Raw genomic sequence first — 16,802 nt, 5'->3', positions numbered from 1 at the left:
GAAGCACTGACGGCATACCAGCGCTGGACGGGCATGGTGGATTGGCGGCATGCTTGCCCGCTTCCAGCCCCATCCAACATCGCGAGCAAAATACCGATGAACCAAGCCGACTACCTGTGGCCCCCCGCCCCTGTCCCCTCGCTGCCGATACGCGGCACCACTGCGCGCCTGCCGGTCCGGCGCATCTTCTGCGTCGGCCGCAACTACCAGGGCCACGCCATCGAGATGGGCACGCCGATCGACAAAACAACGATGCGGCCCTTCTACTTCATCAAGGATGCCGGCAGCCTGGTCGAGACGAGCGCCGGGAAGCCTGCGCGCGTGCCCTATCCGCCCGGCACCGGCAACTATCACCACGAAATCGAACTGGTCGTCGCCATCGGCGCCGAAGGTTTCAAGGCTTCCGCCGCCGATGCCGACCGGCTGGTCTACGGCTACGCCGCCGGCCTCGACATGACGCGCCGCGACCTGCAGAAGCTCTGCCAGGGCCAGGGCCGTCCCTGGGATCTGGGCAAGAACTTCGAGCGCGGCGCGGTCTGCGGCGAGATCGTCCCCGCCGCCGGCCTCGGCCTGCTCGACCAGGGCGCGATCACGCTGCAGGTCAACGGCGAGACCCGCCAGTCGGGCGACCTGTCGATGCTGATCTGGAACATCCGCGAACTGATCGCCGATCTGTCCTGTTTCTACCACCTGCAGCCGGGCGACCTGCTCTACACCGGCACGCCCGAAGGCGTCGGCGCAGTGCGGCCGGGCGACCGCCTCAGCGGCCACATCGAAGGCGTCGGCGGCATCGCGCTGGAGATCGGCGAGCCGGAATGAAGTTTTCCGCCACGCTTGGCTGAGAACAGGGAAAGGCAAAACCAAGCCGCAACAGCGGGATCGCTTTCCCCGCTGCGGGCGACGCTCATCAACCCTTGTGCTGGCGCACGTTCTTGTCGTTCTCGTCGGGTTCGATGTCCCAGTCGCCATACAGATACCAGTCCTCGCCCAGTACTTCGGCCGGGTGCATGGTACGCCCCGAGCCATTGCCGCAGCCGAGGTCATCGACCGAACAGTACTTGTCGCAGCCCCAGCAGATGCGCTCGGGGTGCTTGGGATGGAGGGGAAACTTCTTGGCCATGACTGGCCTCCTGCGGCAGGCGGCGAATGCAATACCCGATGATTTTTGTCGGGATATGCATTCACGGCATTGACTTGCGTCAAGCTGCCTCGCCGACCGGAAGCCCGGCTCGCAGAGCAGTTGGCCACGGCGGCCAACTTCTGCACGAGCCTTATGACCTCAGCTACCCTGCCTGGCGCCCTCCGCATTCGTCGCGCCCAGGGGCCATCCTGAGCCGATGCAGGCTCGGCATTCTGAGTCAGCCGAAACAGCCGGAAGAACTCACCGTTCAGCAACAGCGTGTTTCTTCGGCTCGATGCTGATCCACCACGGCAGCGGGCGGCGCACCTCGATGGGCATCACGCTTTCGAGCATGACCAGCGCCCGCTCGGGATCGTCGGCCGGGTAGCTGCCGAAAACGGGCAGATCGGCAAGCGGCTGCACCTCGACTGCCCCGTCATAAACGGACATTCATGATTGCAGGCGCGTATGAAGCTCGGACAGCTCAACGCAGCTTGCTGGCAACGAACTGCAGCGCAAGGTTGTAGCCCAGCGTGCCGAAGCCCGCCATCACCGCCTCGGCGATGTCCGACAGATAGGAATGGTGGCGGAAGGCTTCGCGCTTGTGCACGTTGGAAACATGTAGTTCCACGAAGGGAATCGCGACGCCGCCGAAGGCGTCGCGGATCGCCACGCTGGTATGCGTGTAGGCACCCGGGTTGACGATGACGAAATCCACGCCTTCGAGCCGCGCCTGGTGGATGCGGTCGACGATCGCGCCTTCGTGGTTGCTCTGAAAGCAATCGAGCTCCAGCCCCAGTTCCGCCGCCTGCGTGCGCAGACTGCTCTCGACGTCGGCCAGTGTCGTCAAACCGTAGATGTGCGGCTCGCGCGTACCGAGCAGGTTCAGGTTCGGGCCATTGATGATCAGGACCTTGCTCATGCGGAAATGCTCCTTTGCAGAAAGATCCGCAGTGTGCCGCAGTATCGGCCGCCGCGATACGCGATAAGGGCTGCGGCAGTGCCGCATCCTGGATGGCGTGTCGCTGGCCGTCGAGCCCGGCAGCATCCTCGGCCTGGTCGGCCGCAACGGTGCAGGCAAGAGCAGTCTGCTGGAATGCCTGCTCGGCCTGGCTGGCCTGGCATGGACGGAAGCCCGGCTTGGCATGGCTGCTCGCATTCGACATCCTGAGCATGTTCAGCCACTGGTGGCTGCCGGCCTATCCGAACACGCCACTCTCGCCATGGGTGATGCCGGCCTGGGCGGTTTTCCTGCTATGGACGCTGGTCCAATTCGCGCTTGCCCGGCACCGAATCCTCCAAGTTCAGTAAAGCGCCGGTGCAATCACATGCCCAGCGACTTCAGCAGCGCATCGTGGTCGTCGGTGCCGGCCGCCGGTGCAGTCGGCTCCGGCAGCCGCCGATTCTGCTCCAGCAGTTCGTCCGGATCGGGCGCCTCGTTCGGCTCGAAATCGACGAGCTTGATGAACTCGGTGTGGTCGACGGCCAGTTCCAGATAGAAGACGTTGTTCCGAGCAGTATAGAAAGTCACCCGCCGCGCTTCGGGCTGGTCCAGCTTGGTATCGACGCTGAGGATGACCTGCTTGTTGAGCACCAGCATCTTGGGCTGGTTCTGCGTGATGTCGATCTGCAGTTCGCGCCCGACCTTGCCGGTGAAGTTGCCGACGATCTGGTTCATCAGCTCGCCCATGACGTTGCTGACTTCGTCCGAGGTATAGGACACCGCCAGCTCGGATCTGGCCATGCCCATGCTGAGCATGTAGCGCTCGTAGATCTCCATCGCCGCCTGTGCCGAAAAGTTCATCACCACCAGCCCGGAGAAGCCGCCGTCGAACAGTACGAAGCAGCCGATGTCGGGTTTGAGGCAGGTCTTGGTGATCTTCTGCACCATGCCGGAAAAGCGGATGTCGCCCTGGGTGGCCTTGCCGAGCACCGAGGTCACGGAATTGCACAGGCCCAGCAGCAGGTCTTCGGTACCGAATACGACGGGGTGGTCTGCCTTGTTCATGGCGTTCATCGCTCACAACGGAAACGGACGGGAGTAGCGGCTCTTTTTAGCACAGCCGGCAAGCGCCGCGCAGGCCGATCTCCACGCTCGTGTGCATTCATGCACGAAGCGTCCCGGCCGTCACCCGGCGGAACCGGATGCGACGGACCGTCCGTCGCGCACCAGCACCAGCAACCTGGCATCCACGGTCAGGGACAGCGCCGTCAATGCCGCGGCCCTCGCCCGCCCGTCGGGCGTAGTGCGGAACAGGTGGGGCGTCATCAGCAGCAAATCGGCGATCGCCTCGGCACCTTCCAGTTCCAGCGTGAAACGCAGGCTGTCGTGGGCGCCCATGCCGAATCCTGCCGGCACGCGGGGCTCGCCCTTGCGCTCGGGCTTCAGCGCCGGATAGATGATCTCGCGCAGCTGGCGCAGATGGTCCGGGCCGGCATCGACCTGCAGCAGCAGGCCGCCAGGCTTGAGCACCCGGGCGAACTCTGCATACACCGGAAAGCCGAACATGCACAGCACGCAGTCGAGCGTGGCGTCCGCCACCGGCAGCCTGGCATTGCTGCCCACCAGCCAGGTCGCTTCACGCTGCTGCCTGGCCGCCGCCTGCACCGCCCACTTGGAAATATCCACCCCGGCCAGGGCAAGATGGCGGGCCACGGCCGACGCCCCGAGCCGGCGCAGGTAGTAGCCTTCGCCGCAGCCGGCGTCGAGACAGCTCGCCTCCCCTCTCGGCGGCAAGCCGGCCAGCACCCTGCGGCTCACCTCGTCGGCAAGCGGCTGGTAATGGCCGGCGTTGAGGAAGCGCCTGCGCGCCGCGACCATTTCCTTGCTGTCGCCGGGGTCGCGCGAGCGCTTGTTCTGCACCGGCAGCAGGTTGACGTAGCCTTCGCGGGCGACGTCGAAGCCATGTCCCGCGGGGCAGCGCCAGGCTGCGCCGTCGCGCCGCAGCGGCGCGGCGTCCAGCGGACAAGTCAGGTTCTGGAACGGAAGAATCATGGACGCGAAGCGTGCAGCAGCCCGGGCGCAAAAACAAGCGCAGCACCCAATGTGCCAGGCATTCGTGGACACCGTACAATCGTGTGAAACCCACGCAGGATCCACCATGAACACCGTAGCGGCTTCTCCCGACATCCCCGACGCAGCCGAAAAGGCGGCGCGAGGCCAGGCATCCCGGACTGGCGCTCATGCCGATCGCAGCAGCCTCATCGACATGCGCCCGCTGATCGGAGATTCGCTGCAGCTCGACTGCGGAATGCCGCTGAAATCGCAGAAAACCTACGTCAAGCTCGTGGGTTACCTGAAGGACCGGTCGATCGTCGTCACCGCGCCGACCGTCGGCGGGCGCCGGCTGGAACTGATCGAAAATGACAACGTGCTCATCCGGGGCTTCTCCGGAACCAATGCCTACGCCTTCCGGGCATCCGTGATACGCGTGAGCCGGCTGCCTTTCGACTACGTCCATCTGTCTTTTCCGGACACCGTCTTCGGCCGGCCCGTGCGCCGATCCCAGCGCGTGAAGACCGAACTCGATGCCGATCTGCACCCAGGTTCCCCAGACCGGGCAGAACCGATCCGCGTGCGGATCGAGAACCTCAGCGCCCTCGGCGCACTGGTTTCGATGGCACACCCGCTCGATCCCGAACTGCCGGCACGCCTGAGCACGGCACTGATGGTGCACGGCAACCGTGTCGAGCTGGAAGCCGACAGCGTGATCGTCAGCCACCACGTGGAAACAAACGGCACCGGCATCCACAACTACGGCCTGAAGTTCACCGGTCTCGATCCGCATGATGCAATGTTGCTCAAGGCATACGTCTACCAGCAGATCGTGGACCACCCGGATTCGGTGTGCTGACGGGCTGCGCGCCGCAGGGACGCATTCTTTCGCCCGGAAAAACGGGAAGTTGACACCGTAAAAGCAAAAACCCGCTGAGTTTCAGCGGGTTATGTGCTTTTCTGGCGGAGACGGAGGGATTCGAACCCTCGATACCGTTTTTGACGGTATGCTCCCTTAGCAGGGGAGTGCCTTCGACCTCTCGGCCACGTCTCCATCAGGAAGGCGCGATCATAGCGAGTTCGCGCCTCCCGGTCAAACGCTATTCACCAGCTTTATCAAGCCGCCGTGTCGAGGCCGAAAGCCTTGTGCAGCGCACGCACGGCGAGCTCCAGATACTTGTCTTCGATCGCGACCGAAATCTTGATTTCCGAAGTCGAGATCATCTGGATGTTGATGCCTTCCTCGGCCAGCGTGCGGAACATCTGCGAGGCCACGCCCGGGTGCGAACGCATGCCGACACCGACGATGGAAACCTTGCACATGGCGTTGTCGGTTTCGATCGCACGGGCGCCGATGTGGGTCTTGACACCGTCGAGCACCTTGACCGCCTTGTCCAGGTCGCCGCGCGCCACCGTGAACGAGAAGTCGGTGGTGCCGTCGTGGCTGACGTTCTGGATGATCATGTCGACGTCGATGTTGGCCTCGGCGATCGGCCCCAGGATCTGGTAGGCGATGCCCGGCTTGTCGGGCGCGCCGACCACGATGAGCTTGGCCTCGTCGCGCGAGAAGGCGATGCCGGAGATGATGGGTTGTTCCATGTTCTTGTCTTCCTCAACGGTGATGAGCGTGCCCTCTCCTTCGCGATCTTCGAAACTGGAGAGGACGCGCAGCTTGACCTTGTACTTGCCGGCGAATTCGACCGAGCGGATCTGCAGGACCTTCGAGCCGAGGCTGGCCATTTCCAGCATTTCCTCGAAGGTGATGGTGTCGAGCTTGCGGGCTTCGGGGACGATGCGCGGATCGGTGGTGTAGACCCCGTCGACGTCGGTGTAGATCTGGCACTCGTCGGCCTTCAGCGCCGCGGCCAGCGCCACCGCGGTGGTATCCGAGCCGCCGCGGCCGAGCGTGGTGATGGCGCCGTGCTCATCCACCCCCTGGAAGCCGGCGACGACGACGGCCCGGCCCTCGTCCAGATCCTTGCGCACCGGCGCCTCGTCGATGTCCAGGATGCGCGCCTTGGTGTGCAGCGAATCGGTCAGGATCCTGACCTGGCCGCCGGTGTAACTCTTCGCCGGAACGCCGATGTCCTCCAGCGCCATGCACAGCAGGCCGATCGTGACCTGCTCGCCGGTGGATACGACCACGTCGAGTTCGCGCGGTGCGGGGTTCGATGCTACTTCCTTGGTGAGTGCGATCAGGCGATTGGTCTCGCCGCTCATCGCCGATACCACGACAACCACCTGATGCCCCTGCGAGCGGAACTTCGCCACCTTGCGGGCGACGTTCTTGATGCGCTCGGGGCTGCCTACCGAGGTGCCGCCGTACTTCTGAACTATCAGTGCCATCGTCGTATCCAAATACCTGTGGATAAAGCGGATGATTCTAGCGAAACGTGGAAAACTTTGCAGGACATCACACACCCGAACCGCCAAACACACCCCCTACGCACTTAATGATAAAAACGTGAAATTTGTCGTTGTATTTGCACGGGATAGTGATCTATACTTTTCTCGCGGTATTACTTAAGTCATAAACCGGCCTACAATTGCGTCAGCGCTGTCATGGCGAATCCATGACAAGTGCACTCAACCAAGGAAACAGAAATGAAATCCAGTGACAACATCGACGTTCGTGAAATCCGTCGCAAGCTGGGCCTGAACCAGTCCCAGTTCTGGTCCAAGATCGGCGTCACCCAGAGCGGCGGCTCCCGTTACGAAAGCGGCCGCAACATTCCCCGCCCCGTTCAGGCGCTGCTGCGTCTGGTCCACGTCGAGCAGATCGACATCAACAAGGTCAAGAAGGACGACGTGGAAGTGGCCGAGTACCTGAAGGCCACCAACCCCGAGCTGTACAAGACCCTGAAGAAGGAAGCACGCGCAAAGAAGAAGGAGCGCTGAGCGCCGTGCGACGCAGCATCGAAGGCTGACGCGAACCGTCAGCCTTTTTTATGCGTGACGCCCGCCCGCGGCCATCCCTGCACCCAGGCAAGAAAAGCTCTGGCGCCCGGAAAAGCTGCCTCGACTCAATCACTTGCGGACATTGCCGCAGCAAGGGCCGCGCATTGCTGATGCTATAATCCGCGCCCCTTTGAATGAGGTCAGCCATGCGCATCACCCGCCGTCTCGAATTCGATGCCGGACACAGGATTCCCGACCATTCCAGCCAGTGCCGGCACCTCCACGGCCACCGCTACGCACTGGAAGTGACCCTTTCCGGCGAAGTCATCAAGGCCGACGGCCTGCCGGTCAACGGCATGGTGATGGATTTCGCCGACGTCAAGCGCATCGCCAACGACCTCGTCGTGTCGCGCTGGGATCATGCCTTCCTGGTCTATCGGGGCGACACCCAGGTCGTCACCATGCTCGACGCCATTCCCGGCCACAAGACCGTCGTGCTCGACCTCGTGCCGACAGCGGAGAACCTCGCCGCGGAAGCGTTCCGCATCCTCGATCCCGCCTACCGCGACACCTACGGCAACCATCTGCGGCTCGAACGCGTACGCCTGTACGAAACCCCCAACTGCTGGGCCGACGCCGTCCGCAGTTGAGCCCCCCACCCTTGCCGTTCAGCGCTTGAACGGCAGCGCGGTGATCACCATCGCCTTGCGGCGATGCGCCAGCCAGTTGTCCCGATAGGCCTGCGCCAGCTCGCAGTGGCCGCGCAGCACGATGACGTTTTCCGCGTTGCGGTTCTGCGCCGACCAGGTGAAATTGTACGAACCTGTAAGCACCGCGCAGCCGGGGCCGTCGGCATCGGCGATCAACACCTTGTTGTGCGCGGCGTTGTATTCGGTCTCGACCGCCACCGGCACCCCGCCCGCCAGCAGGATCGGCAGGGCATTGCCCTTGGGATTTCGGTTCATGTGGGCATCGGCCAGCACCTGCACCTTCACGCCGCGCCGATGGGCCGCCACCATCGCGTTGGCGATCCGCTTGCTGGTGAAGGCGTAGGCCTGCACGTGCAGGCTCCGGCGCGCACGCGCGATGACGCCGACCAGCAGCGATTCGGCATCATCGCGCGGCGTGAAGGCGAGCTCGATCTCCCCCTTGGCGGCAAAGCGCTGCGACGCCGATGCCGCCGGCGGCAGTACCGCCGCCAAAGCCAGCGCCATAGCCGGCAGCACCCACAGCAACCGGGCCGGCAGGCCCTGCCTGCCGGCTTCAGGCATCCGCCACCCGCTCCATCACCGCGGCGAAGAAGCCGTCGGTATCGTGCACATGCGGCAACAGGCGCAGGCGCTCGCCGGTTTCCAGTTTCACGCCCTGCTTGTCCAGCACCTCCTGCGCCACCACCGGGCGGAACTGCAGATGCGCCGCCAGGAAGGCATCGACCACCGCATCGTTCTCCTCGGCCAGCAGGCTGCAGGTGGCATAGACCAGGCGCCCGCCCGGACGCACCAGGCGCGCCGCCGCGGCCAGGATCGCGCCCTGCTTGGCCACCATCTCGTCAACCGCGGCCGGCGACTGGCGCCACTTCAGGTCGGGGTTGCGGCGCAGCGTACCCAGGCCGGTGCAGGGCGCGTCGACCAGCACGCGGTCGGCCTTGCCGGCCATGCGCTTGAGCTTGGCGTCGTTCTCGTGCGCGATCAGCATCGGATGCACGTTCGACAGGCCGGCGCGCGCCATGCGTGGCTTGAGCTTGGCGAGGCGTTTTTCCGCCACGTCGAAGGCATACAGCCGCCCCGTCGAACGCATCATCGCGCCGAGCTGCAGCGTCTTGCCGCCCGCGCCGGCGCAGAAATCGACCACCAGTTCGCCGCGCCGGGGCTGCACCAGCAGGCCGAGCAACTGGCTGCCCTCGTCCTGCACCTCGAAGCTGCCGTCCAGGAACAGCGGATGCTTCTGCAGCGCCGGCTTGCCCGACAAGCGCACCGCCTGCGGCGACAGGCTGCCCGGCTCGGCGGTGATGCCGTCCTCACGCAGGCGCGCGAGCAGGCTGTCGCGGTCGGTCTTCAGCAGGTTGGCGCGCAGGTCGAGCGGCGCCGGCCGGTTCAGGCCCTGCGCCAGCGCCAGCACGCCGGCCTCGTCGAAGCTGCGCAGCAGGCGCTCGGCCAGCCAGTCGGGCAGATCGGCGCGCTCGGCCAGGCTGGCTTCGCCCAGTTCCGCCGCCTTCACCGCCGCCACCCAGTCGCGCTCGGTGGCCGAGGCGAGACCTTCGAAATTTCGCATCGGCCAGCCTTCGCCGCGGGCGAACCAGGCCAGCAGCAGCTCGCGCGGCGTCGCCTTGTCGCCTGCCAGCCGGCGCAGCCAGCGCAGCCGGCGCAGCACGCCATAGACCGTCTCGGCGATGAAGCCGCGGTCGCGGTGACCAAGCTCGCGGTTGTCGCGGAAATGGCGCGACAGCACCGCGTCGGCCGGAAACTCGAACGCCAGCACGGCACCGAGAACCTGCGTGGTCTGGATGAACAGCGCGCGCGAAACGGCACCTTCGGCTGCTGCCGGGGCACTTTTCACCGCAGCCTTTTTGGCTGCACCGCCGGATACGCCGCGGGCCTTGTTCCTGCTCTTGTCGTTGCTCTTGTTCATGTCAGTTCTTCTTGGTGTTTGCAGGCGTGCCGACTTCGATCGCCGCGGCACGCTGGTCCAGCACGCCGCCATCGTCGTCGGTGATGCGGATGCGGACCGGCAGCAGCTCATGCTGGACGGACAGCCAGATGTCGATGTCGAGCTCGCCGCCTTCGGCCGTCGCCCGCATCTTCAGGGTTTCCAGTTCGCCGGCCGGCAGTTTCAGCTTCTCCGGCCCCATCGGTTCCAGCTTCGCCTGCTTGATGCTCTTGCCGGTGATGACGTTCAGGGCGACCGGCTTGTCCGCCCGCGCATGGCGTCGCGCCTGGTGCCACAGGCTGAGCAGATCCTGGTCGCCTGGCTCGATCGTGCCGTGGCGCCGCTCCTTGCCGTCGCGCCGCAGGCTGACGCGGGCCGCCGGCCAGTCGAAGTGCGCGCTGTCGCGCTTGCGTCCGCGCTGGTCGACGACGAAGGACTCGGGGCGCATGCCTTCCGGTCCGACCTCGCCCTCGCTGCGCTGCTCGTACTGCAGGCCGAACAGGCCTGCCAGGCCGCTTGCGGCAAGATTCAGGCGCAATTCGTAACGATCCTGTTCGATCTTCCATTCATGCCGCGCCTCGCCGACCTTGAAGCCCTGCGACCCGTAATGCACGTCGAAACGGATGCTGCCGGCCGAAGCCGGCACGGCGGCCACAGCCCATTCGAAAGGCAGGAACGCCCCGCCCAGCAGCACCGGCAAGGCTCGCAGCACATCACGCCGTTTCATGTTCATCGTTCGGCTCCCACATCTTCGATGGCGGGCACGACATACCCGCTTTCGGCTTCGATCCCGGCGTCGCGCAAGAACACGTGCCCCGCCTCATCCACGCTCAGCCGGCCCTCGACGAACCAGCGCACCGCCTGCGGATAGATCCGGTGCTCCTGTACCAGCACGCGCGCCGACAGGCTGGCTTCGTCGTCGCCGGGCAGCACCGGCACCACCGCCTGGACGATGATCGGGCCACAGTCCAGCGTGGGCGTGACGAAATGCACCGTCGCGCCATGCACGCGCACGCCGGCCTCGAGCGCGCGCCGGTGCGTGTGCAATCCCGGAAAGGACGGCAGCAGCGAAGGATGGATGTTGATCAGCCGGCCTTCGTAGCGGCTCACGAAATCGTCGGTCAGCACGCGCATGAAACCGGCCAGCACGATCAGGTCGGGCGCGTGGCGATCGATGCACTCGGCCAGCGCGCCGTCGAACGCGGTGCGATCCGGGTAGGCCTTGTGATCCACCACGGCGGTGGCGATGCCGTGTTCGGCCGCGAAAACCAGGCCACCGGCGTCCGGGCGGTTGCTGACGACGGCAGCGATGTGCGCACCGGGAATGGCGGCCTCGACGATGGCCTGCATGTTGCTGCCGCGGCCGGAAACGAGAATGACGATGGACTTCATTTTGAAAACGATGGGTTGGCGGGGCCGGATCGAGTCGCCTGGGCAGCGCCTCAATACACCGGCAGGAAGACCGCCGTGGTCAGGTTCTGGACCACGCGCGTCACCGTGCGTTCGGTCTCTTCCTCGATCACGTCGGACAAGGCGTCAAGCAGGCCGATGATGCGGCCGAACTCGCGCTCGAAGCTGAGGTTGGGCAACTCGCCCGACTCGCCCAGCGCGTTCGTCAGCAGCAGCAGCTCGCCGTTGCCGTCGCGCGCGGTCGACAGCTTCCACACCGCGATCTCGACGTTGCGGGCTGCATTGTAGAGGTGCTGCGGCTCCAGATCATCCAGCAGGTAGAAACCTTCGCGGTCGCCGAAAGCCGACTGCACCATGCTGGCCAGTCCCACCACCAGGGCCTGCACCCGGTCGCCGCGGTATTCGGGATGCAGCGCGACGTGCAGCGCATCCAGGTCGCGCCGGTTGCCGAGCGAGGCGAAGCGCCAGCGGTGGCGCTCGTCGAAGATGCGCGAGATGGCCGCCTCGGCGCTCGGCGCGTCGGATTTGCGCCATTCGCGCGGATTGCGCTTGTACAGCTTGTCGGTGAGGCGACGCAGGCTGGCAAAGATGTGCTGCTGGTGCGTCTCGGCCACGCGGTTGAGATCGGTCTTGAACAGTTGGCCCGGATAGAAGCCGCGCTCCCTCGCCGCGCCGGGCGCGGTACCCGGCGTAGAGCAGCCCGCCAGCGCCAGTCCGAGCACCGCGGCCAGCGCCATGCGCCGGCGCAATGCCTGGCGGGCGGCCTTCGGGGCTGGCGGGGGCTTGCTCATGCGCGTCATGTCCAGGGGATCTCGGCCCGGCATCATACCGGAAGCACGGCCCGCCACCGCCCGCAGCGGCGACGGGCCACGCCGTATAATTCCGCCCTTCCCCATCCAACCGGGCCCGGCCATGTCCGTCATCCACCGCCTGTCCGACCTGCTGGTCAACCAGATCGCCGCCGGCGAGGTCGTCGAACGGCCGGCCTCGGTCCTCAAGGAAGTGCTGGAAAACGCCGTCGATGCCGGCGCGCACGCGATCGAAGTGCAACTGGAACAGGGCGGCGTGCGCCGCATCCGCGTTGCCGACGACGGCTGCGGCATCGACCGCGACGACCTCGCGCTGGCGCTCGAACGCCATGCCACCAGCAAGATCGCCACCCTCGACGATCTCGAGCAGGTCGGCACCATGGGCTTTCGCGGCGAGGCGCTGGCCGCCATCGCCGCAGTGGCGCGCACCTCGATCACCAGCCGCGCCACCGGCGCCAGCCACGCCTGGCGCATCGACGGCGGCGACCGCAGCCTGGCGCCCGCCGCGCTCAACCAGGGCACCGTGGTGGACGTCGCCGACCTGTATTACAACACCCCGGCGCGGCGCAAGTTCCTGAAGACCGAAGGCACCGAGTACGCCCACTGCGACGACATGTTCCGCCGCGTCGCGCTGGCGCGGCCGGACGTCGGCATGCAGTTGTCGCACAACGGCCGCGTCGTCCATCGCCTGCCGCCGGGCACGCCGGCGGCGCGCATCGGCGCGCTGATGGGCGACGACTTCCTGCAGCACGCGCGCGAAGTGTCGGCCGAAGGCGGCCTGCTGCGCCTGACCGGTTTCGCCTCGCTGCCGGCCTACTCGCGCGCCAGCCGCGACGCGCAGTTCTTCTTCGTCAATGGCCGCTTCGTCCGCGACAAGCTGCTGACGCACGCGGTGCGCGAGGCCTACACCGACATCCTGCACGGCAGCCGCCATCCGGCCTACGTGCTGTTCCTGGAACTGGACCCGGCCGGCGTGGACGTCAACGTGCATCCGGCCAAGATCGAAGTGCGCTTCCGTGAATCGCGCGCGGTGCACCAGTTCGTCTATCACGCGCTCAAGCGCGTGCTGGCCGAATCCGGTGCGGGGCGGGTCGATACGCAGGCGGCCGCGCCATCCGCGCCGGGCACGGGCTTCGGCGGCGCCGCCAACACCTTGCGCTATGCTTCGGCGGAGCGCCCGGCGGACGCTGCCTCAACCGGCCACAGCGCCGGCCACGACAGTACCCGTCCCTGGTCTTCGTCCGCTCCTCCAGCCATGCCCAGGCAGGGGCAACTGGCGATGGATTCGGCCAGCCGCGCCTATCTCGACTTCGCCGCCAGCGCCCGTGCCCCCACCACCGGCACGGCTTCTGCCGGCATGCCGCCGCCACCGGCTTCGCAATCCCTGCCGGACGACAGCGACGGCGCGCCGCCGCTCGGCTTCGCCCTGGCCCAGTTGCACGGCGTCTACATCCTGGCGCAGAACCGCGCCGGCCTGGTGCTGGTGGACATGCACGCCGCGCACGAACGCATCCTCTACGAAAAGCTCAAGACCGTGCTCGACGGCCGCCCTTCGGTGCAGCGCCTGCTGATTCCCGCGGTGTTCTCGGTCGGCGCCAAGGACATGGCCGCCGCCGAGGAATGCAGCGAAGTCCTCGCTGCGATGGGCTTCGACGTCGGCGCCGCCGGTCCGCAGGAACTGGCGGTGCGCAGCGTGCCGGCCCTGCTCGCCAATGCGCCGGTGGCGGAGCTGATGCGCAACCTGCTCGAAGAGCTGCGCGAATTCCCCGCTTCCGACGTCGTCACCGCGCGCCGCAACGAGTTGCTCGCCACCATGGCCTGCCACGGCGCGGTGCGCGCCAACCGCCAACTGAGCATTCCCGAGATGAACGCGCTGCTGCGCGACATGGAAGCCACCGAACGCGCCGACCAGTGCAACCATGGCCGGCCCACCTGGACACAGCTGACGATGGGCGACCTCGACCGTTTCTTCATGCGCGGCCAATGAGGCGGGCTTTTTATCCCCCGCGCCCGCACTTTTCCCCAGCCGCCGTGAACAGGCGTCTGGACAAGCTGTGGATAAGTGCCGCAACTGCCTGATGGCACGGCCTTCGGCGACACTGCCCAAAAATGAGGCGACCTGAATCGACGGATTTCGCCTGCGGCCCCGTCCACACGGCCCGGCCATCCCGTCCACCCCGATGGGCAAGACGATAGTCATTCAGCCAGGATGAAGCCGGTTCAGTCCGTCCCGCCATCGCGAACACGCAGGAACACCGGAAAGCGCGGTACACCCTGCGCAGTCAGCTCACGATAGCGGTAAGTCACCACGCTGCCGATCGCCGGCGGATCGCGCCGCTCGGCATCGCTGAACCCTGTGCCGAGACGAAAACGTCGTCCATCGGCCGATTCCACTTCCAGCGCGCCCAGCACGCCGTTGTGCCTGCCCTTGCCCGGCAGGTATCCGACGACCCGGGCTTCGGCATCGAGGAAGGGCGTCAGCTTCAGGATCGCATCGCCGCGGCCCGGCTGCCGCCAGGCGTCGGCACGATGCAGCATCAGGCCCTCGCCTCCCGCGGCGACGACGCGGGCGAGCGTGGCTGCCAGCGCTGCGCGGCTTTCCACGCGGAACTGCGGCACGGCCTGCAGGTGCGCAATGCCGGCCGTCTCGACCAGCGCCTGCAGCGCCCGCAGGCGTTCGTCGAACGGCCCCGGCCGGCCCGGCAGATCGAACACCATGTAACGCACCCGGCGCCAACCCTGTTCGGCCGCCGCCTCGCGACGTACCAGCCCCGACAGCTGCTCGAAGCGCCCCCGGCCGAGCCACAGCTCGCCGTCGAGCGGCACCGCCGGCAGGCCGGCGACGAACCACGCCGGCGCAGCAATCGGCCGCCCGCTGCGAAAGTACAGTTGTTGTCCATCCCAATAAGCCCTGACGCCATCCAGCTTCTCGCTCACCCAATAGGCCGACGGATCGAGTCCGTCATGCCAGCGGCCGGCCAGCATCAGCGCCGGCACGGCGGCAGGCGATCGCCCCGGCAACAGGCAGGCCGGCAGCAGGCAGAGCGCACGCAGCAAACGCCGCCTGCAGCGGAACGGATCTTCGCGCGGCATGGGATAAAGGGTCCATGTAAATACCACAATCATAATACGAACAGCATCATCAATGACCGAGGGCGCAGACTCCCTTGCCATCGCTTTGCCCAAGGCCTGCCAAGCAGCGGATAATCCGCCCCAGCCGGATGCCGGCCAACTGCCTCGATCAGTTGCCTCGTCCGGGTGCTTGATTCCTTCCTCGCCCTTCTCATGCCGTGACCGACACGCCGCCCCCCACGCTCCCGCCCGCCCTGCTGCTGCTCGGCCCCACCGCCAGCGGCAAGACCGCCTGTGCGCTCGCCATCGCCCGCCGCCTGCCGGTCGAGATCATCAGCGTCGACTCCGCGCTGGTGTACCGCGACATGGACATCGGCACGGCCAAGCCCAGCGCCGAGGAGCGTGCGGCCTGTCCCCACCACCTGATCGACATCGTGTCGCCGGAAGAAAGCTATTCGGCTGCACGCTTCCGCGCCGACGCCATCCGCCTGATGCGCGAGATCAACGCGCGCGGCCGCATCCCGCTGCTGGCCGGCGGCACCATGCTGTACTTCAAGGCGCTGCGCGACGGGCTGTCCGACCTGCCGGCGGCGAATGCCGGACTGCGCCGCGCCATCGACGAAACCGCCGCCGCGCATGGCTGGCCGGCGCTGCACGCCGAACTCGCCCGCCTCGACCCTGCCGCCGCCGCGCGGCTGGAGCCCAGCGATGCCCAGCGCATCCAGCGCGCACTCGAAATCGTCCGCCTCACCGGCCGGCCGCTGGCCGAAAGCTATGCCCGCAAGGAAGACGAGGCCCTGCCCTGCCGCCTGCTGGCGATGGCGCTCGCGCCCTCGGACCGCGGCGTGCTGCACGCGCGCATCGCCGAACGCTTCGACACCATGCTGCACAGCGGCTTCGTCGACGAAGTCCGCCGGTTGCGCAGGACCTACCGGCTGAACCCGGAGATGCCCTCGATGCGCTGCGTCGGCTACCGCCAGGCCTGGGAATACCTCGACGGCGACATCGGCTACGACGAGCTGCGCTTCAAGGGCATCGCCGCCACCCGCCAGCTCGCCAAGCGCCAGCTCACCTGGCAGCGCCAGTTCCGCGAGACCTGGCCCGGCCTGGTCGAACTCGACTGCCTGCGCCCGGATCTCGCCGACGCCGTCCTCTACACCGCGCTGCAACTGATCGCCGCCTGAACGCCTCTTTCACACACGGAAAACCCTCATGGACCAGCAGATCATCGACGACATCAACCAGTGGCTCGACGAAGTCGTCATCGGCCTCGACCTCTGTCCCTTCGCCGCCCGGCCGCGGCGCGAGAAACGCGTGCGCATCGCCATCAGCCACGCCACCGACGAAGAAAGCCTGCTCAACGACCTGCAGGCCGAACTCGAGCGCCTGTCCGATACCCCGGTGGAAGAGCTGGAAACCACCCTTCTGGCGATTCCGGACATGCTCGAGGATTTCGGCGACTACAACGACTTCCTCGACGCGGTCGACCTGTGGGTGGAGCAGTTCGGCTGGGAAGGCGAACTGCAGGTGGCGAGCTTCCACCCGCAGTACCAGTTCGCCGACACCGAGCCCGATGACACCAGCAACCTGACCAACCGCTCGCCCTGGCCGCTGCTGCACATCATCCGCGAGGAAAGCCTGGAGAAGGCGATCGAACACCATCCCGACGTCGACGGCATCCCGGCACGCAACATCGCGCGCATGGAAGCGCTGAGCGACGAGGAAAAGCAGCGGCTGTTCCCCTATCTGTTTGGCTGAGTGCCCGAACCGGGAGGCCCGCCCGGCCGCAGTGCTTGGCTGGCCGTCTAGCGAGGAGTAGAGTTGAGGTCAACGGATCCGGTTTACTTTCCCC

The 16,802-nt window shown here is 66.4% G+C and carries 20 protein-coding genes, 1 tRNA gene and 1 pseudogene; 9 read left to right on the top strand and 13 right to left on the bottom strand.

All coding sequences use genetic code 11. The features are described 5' to 3' along the window. Nucleotides 1-96 precede the first annotated feature (96 nt). Entirely contained in the window at nucleotides 97-819 is a 723-nt protein-coding gene (locus tag ACNQFN_RS07720; protein ID WP_418648446.1) for a fumarylacetoacetate hydrolase family protein, read from the top strand. A gap of 88 nt (nucleotides 820-907) precedes the next feature. On the opposite strand, the gene ACNQFN_RS07715 is transcribed toward ACNQFN_RS07720, so the two are convergent. From ACNQFN_RS07715 to aroQ, 3 genes are all read right to left on the bottom strand, one after another. Further along, nucleotides 908-1,120, bottom strand: a complete 213-nt coding sequence (locus tag ACNQFN_RS07715; RefSeq protein WP_068634884.1) for a DUF3079 domain-containing protein — start codon at nucleotides 1,118-1,120, stop codon at nucleotides 908-910. Between the two features lie 261 nt (nucleotides 1,121-1,381). Then, nucleotides 1,382-1,570: a hypothetical protein gene (locus tag ACNQFN_RS07710; protein WP_418648445.1), complete on the bottom strand. Its 189-nt coding sequence runs from the start codon at nucleotides 1,568-1,570 to the stop codon at nucleotides 1,382-1,384. Between the two features lie 34 nt (nucleotides 1,571-1,604). Beyond that, nucleotides 1,605-2,042, bottom strand: coding sequence for a type II 3-dehydroquinate dehydratase (gene aroQ / locus ACNQFN_RS07705; protein WP_068634886.1), 438 nt, complete (start codon nucleotides 2,040-2,042; stop codon nucleotides 1,605-1,607). A gap of 97 nt (nucleotides 2,043-2,139) precedes the next feature. Between aroQ and ACNQFN_RS07700 the strand changes: the two are divergent. Continuing rightward, nucleotides 2,140-2,223, top strand: a pseudogene (locus ACNQFN_RS07700) (ATP-binding cassette domain-containing protein); the annotation flags it as partial. Nucleotides 2,224-2,260: 37 nt separating this feature from the next. After that, entirely contained in the window at nucleotides 2,261-2,431 is a 171-nt protein-coding gene (locus ACNQFN_RS07695) for a hypothetical protein (protein WP_418648961.1), read from the top strand. A 13-nt stretch (nucleotides 2,432-2,444) separates the two neighbouring features. On the opposite strand, the gene ACNQFN_RS07690 is transcribed toward ACNQFN_RS07695, so the two are convergent. After that, complete coding sequence (locus tag ACNQFN_RS07690) at nucleotides 2,445-3,128, bottom strand: DUF3334 family protein (RefSeq protein WP_068634887.1); 684 nt, start codon at nucleotides 3,126-3,128, stop codon at nucleotides 2,445-2,447. A 120-nt stretch (nucleotides 3,129-3,248) separates the two neighbouring features. After that, complete coding sequence (locus tag ACNQFN_RS07685; RefSeq protein ID WP_418648444.1) at nucleotides 3,249-4,115, bottom strand: putative RNA methyltransferase; 867 nt, start codon at nucleotides 4,113-4,115, stop codon at nucleotides 3,249-3,251. Between ACNQFN_RS07685 and ACNQFN_RS07680 the strand changes: the two genes are divergently transcribed. Next, nucleotides 4,114-4,974: a flagellar brake protein gene (locus tag ACNQFN_RS07680; RefSeq protein ID WP_418648443.1), complete on the top strand. Its 861-nt coding sequence runs from the start codon at nucleotides 4,114-4,116 to the stop codon at nucleotides 4,972-4,974. The genes ACNQFN_RS07685 and ACNQFN_RS07680 overlap by 2 nt on opposite strands. A 102-nt stretch (nucleotides 4,975-5,076) precedes the next feature. Here the strand turns inward: ACNQFN_RS07680 and ACNQFN_RS07675 are convergent. Both ACNQFN_RS07675 and ACNQFN_RS07670 read right to left on the bottom strand, forming a co-directional pair. Beyond that, nucleotides 5,077-5,169 (bottom strand) — tRNA-Ser (locus ACNQFN_RS07675). Between the two features lie 62 nt (nucleotides 5,170-5,231). Further along, nucleotides 5,232-6,461: an aspartate kinase gene (locus ACNQFN_RS07670; RefSeq protein ID WP_068634943.1), complete on the bottom strand. Its 1,230-nt coding sequence runs from the start codon at nucleotides 6,459-6,461 to the stop codon at nucleotides 5,232-5,234. 258 nt (nucleotides 6,462-6,719) lie between these two features. On the opposite strand from ACNQFN_RS07670, the gene ACNQFN_RS07665 reads away from it, so the two are divergent. Further along, nucleotides 6,720-7,013, top strand: coding sequence for a helix-turn-helix domain-containing protein (locus ACNQFN_RS07665; protein WP_068634944.1), 294 nt, complete (start codon nucleotides 6,720-6,722; stop codon nucleotides 7,011-7,013). Between the two features lie 206 nt (nucleotides 7,014-7,219). Further along, the gene (gene queD / locus ACNQFN_RS07660) at nucleotides 7,220-7,663 is read left to right on the top strand and encodes a 6-carboxytetrahydropterin synthase QueD (RefSeq protein WP_068634945.1); all 444 of its coding nucleotides are present in this window, start codon (nucleotides 7,220-7,222) and stop codon (nucleotides 7,661-7,663) included. 18 nt (nucleotides 7,664-7,681) lie between these two features. Here the strand turns inward: queD and ACNQFN_RS07655 are convergent, their stop codons facing one another. Genes ACNQFN_RS07655 through ACNQFN_RS07635 form a run of 5 tightly spaced genes read right to left on the bottom strand, consistent with a single transcriptional unit; the run spans nucleotide 7,682 to nucleotide 11,860 of the window. Continuing rightward, nucleotides 7,682-8,227, bottom strand: coding sequence for a phospholipase D family protein (locus ACNQFN_RS07655; RefSeq protein WP_418648896.1), 546 nt, complete (start codon nucleotides 8,225-8,227; stop codon nucleotides 7,682-7,684). A 49-nt stretch (nucleotides 8,228-8,276) separates the two neighbouring features. Then, nucleotides 8,277-9,641 (bottom strand): RsmB/NOP family class I SAM-dependent RNA methyltransferase, encoded by a 1,365-nt coding sequence (locus tag ACNQFN_RS07650; protein ID WP_068634947.1) that lies wholly within the window; start codon nucleotides 9,639-9,641, stop codon nucleotides 8,277-8,279. A gap of 1 nt (nucleotide 9,642) precedes the next feature. Beyond that, nucleotides 9,643-10,392, bottom strand: coding sequence for a DUF3108 domain-containing protein (locus ACNQFN_RS07645; RefSeq protein ID WP_068634948.1), 750 nt, complete (start codon nucleotides 10,390-10,392; stop codon nucleotides 9,643-9,645). Beyond that, nucleotides 10,389-11,051 carry a phosphoribosylglycinamide formyltransferase gene (gene purN / locus ACNQFN_RS07640; RefSeq protein WP_418648442.1) on the bottom strand — a complete coding sequence of 221 codons (663 nt, stop codon included), beginning with the start codon at nucleotides 11,049-11,051 and terminating at the stop codon, nucleotides 10,389-10,391. Before purN ends, ACNQFN_RS07645 begins: the two co-directional genes overlap by 4 nt. Nucleotides 11,052-11,101: 50 nt before the next feature. Further along, nucleotides 11,102-11,860 (bottom strand): hypothetical protein, encoded by a 759-nt coding sequence (locus ACNQFN_RS07635; RefSeq protein ID WP_083953407.1) that lies wholly within the window; start codon nucleotides 11,858-11,860, stop codon nucleotides 11,102-11,104. Between the two features lie 121 nt (nucleotides 11,861-11,981). Here ACNQFN_RS07635 and mutL point away from each other — a divergent pair, with 121 nt between their 5' ends. Beyond that, nucleotides 11,982-13,865, top strand: a complete 1,884-nt coding sequence (mutL, locus tag ACNQFN_RS07630; protein WP_418648441.1) for a DNA mismatch repair endonuclease MutL — start codon at nucleotides 11,982-11,984, stop codon at nucleotides 13,863-13,865. 233 nt (nucleotides 13,866-14,098) lie between these two features. Here the strand turns inward: mutL and ACNQFN_RS07625 are convergent, their stop codons facing one another. Continuing rightward, nucleotides 14,099-14,971 carry a DNA ligase gene (locus tag ACNQFN_RS07625; RefSeq protein WP_068634951.1) on the bottom strand — a complete coding sequence of 291 codons (873 nt, stop codon included), beginning with the start codon at nucleotides 14,969-14,971 and terminating at the stop codon, nucleotides 14,099-14,101. 197 nt (nucleotides 14,972-15,168) lie between these two features. On the opposite strand from ACNQFN_RS07625, the gene miaA reads away from it, so the two are divergent. Together miaA and ACNQFN_RS07615 are read left to right on the top strand one after the other, a co-directional pair. Continuing rightward, on the top strand, nucleotides 15,169-16,134 hold the full coding sequence (gene miaA / locus ACNQFN_RS07620; RefSeq protein WP_068634952.1) for a tRNA (adenosine(37)-N6)-dimethylallyltransferase MiaA: 966 nt from the start codon (nucleotides 15,169-15,171) through the stop codon (nucleotides 16,132-16,134). A gap of 28 nt (nucleotides 16,135-16,162) precedes the next feature. Beyond that, a complete protein-coding gene (locus ACNQFN_RS07615) occupies nucleotides 16,163-16,708 on the top strand; it encodes a DUF1415 domain-containing protein (protein ID WP_068634953.1) in 546 nt (181 codons plus the stop codon). The last annotated feature ends 94 nt before the right edge of the window (nucleotides 16,709-16,802 follow it).

The sequence above is a fragment of the Thauera butanivorans genome (genome assembly GCF_048398245.1).
Classification (GTDB): Bacteria; Pseudomonadota; Gammaproteobacteria; order Burkholderiales; family Rhodocyclaceae; genus Thauera; species Thauera butanivorans.
Note: the sequence above shows the minus strand (reverse complement) of the source record. Positions and strands in the feature narration are given on the sequence as shown.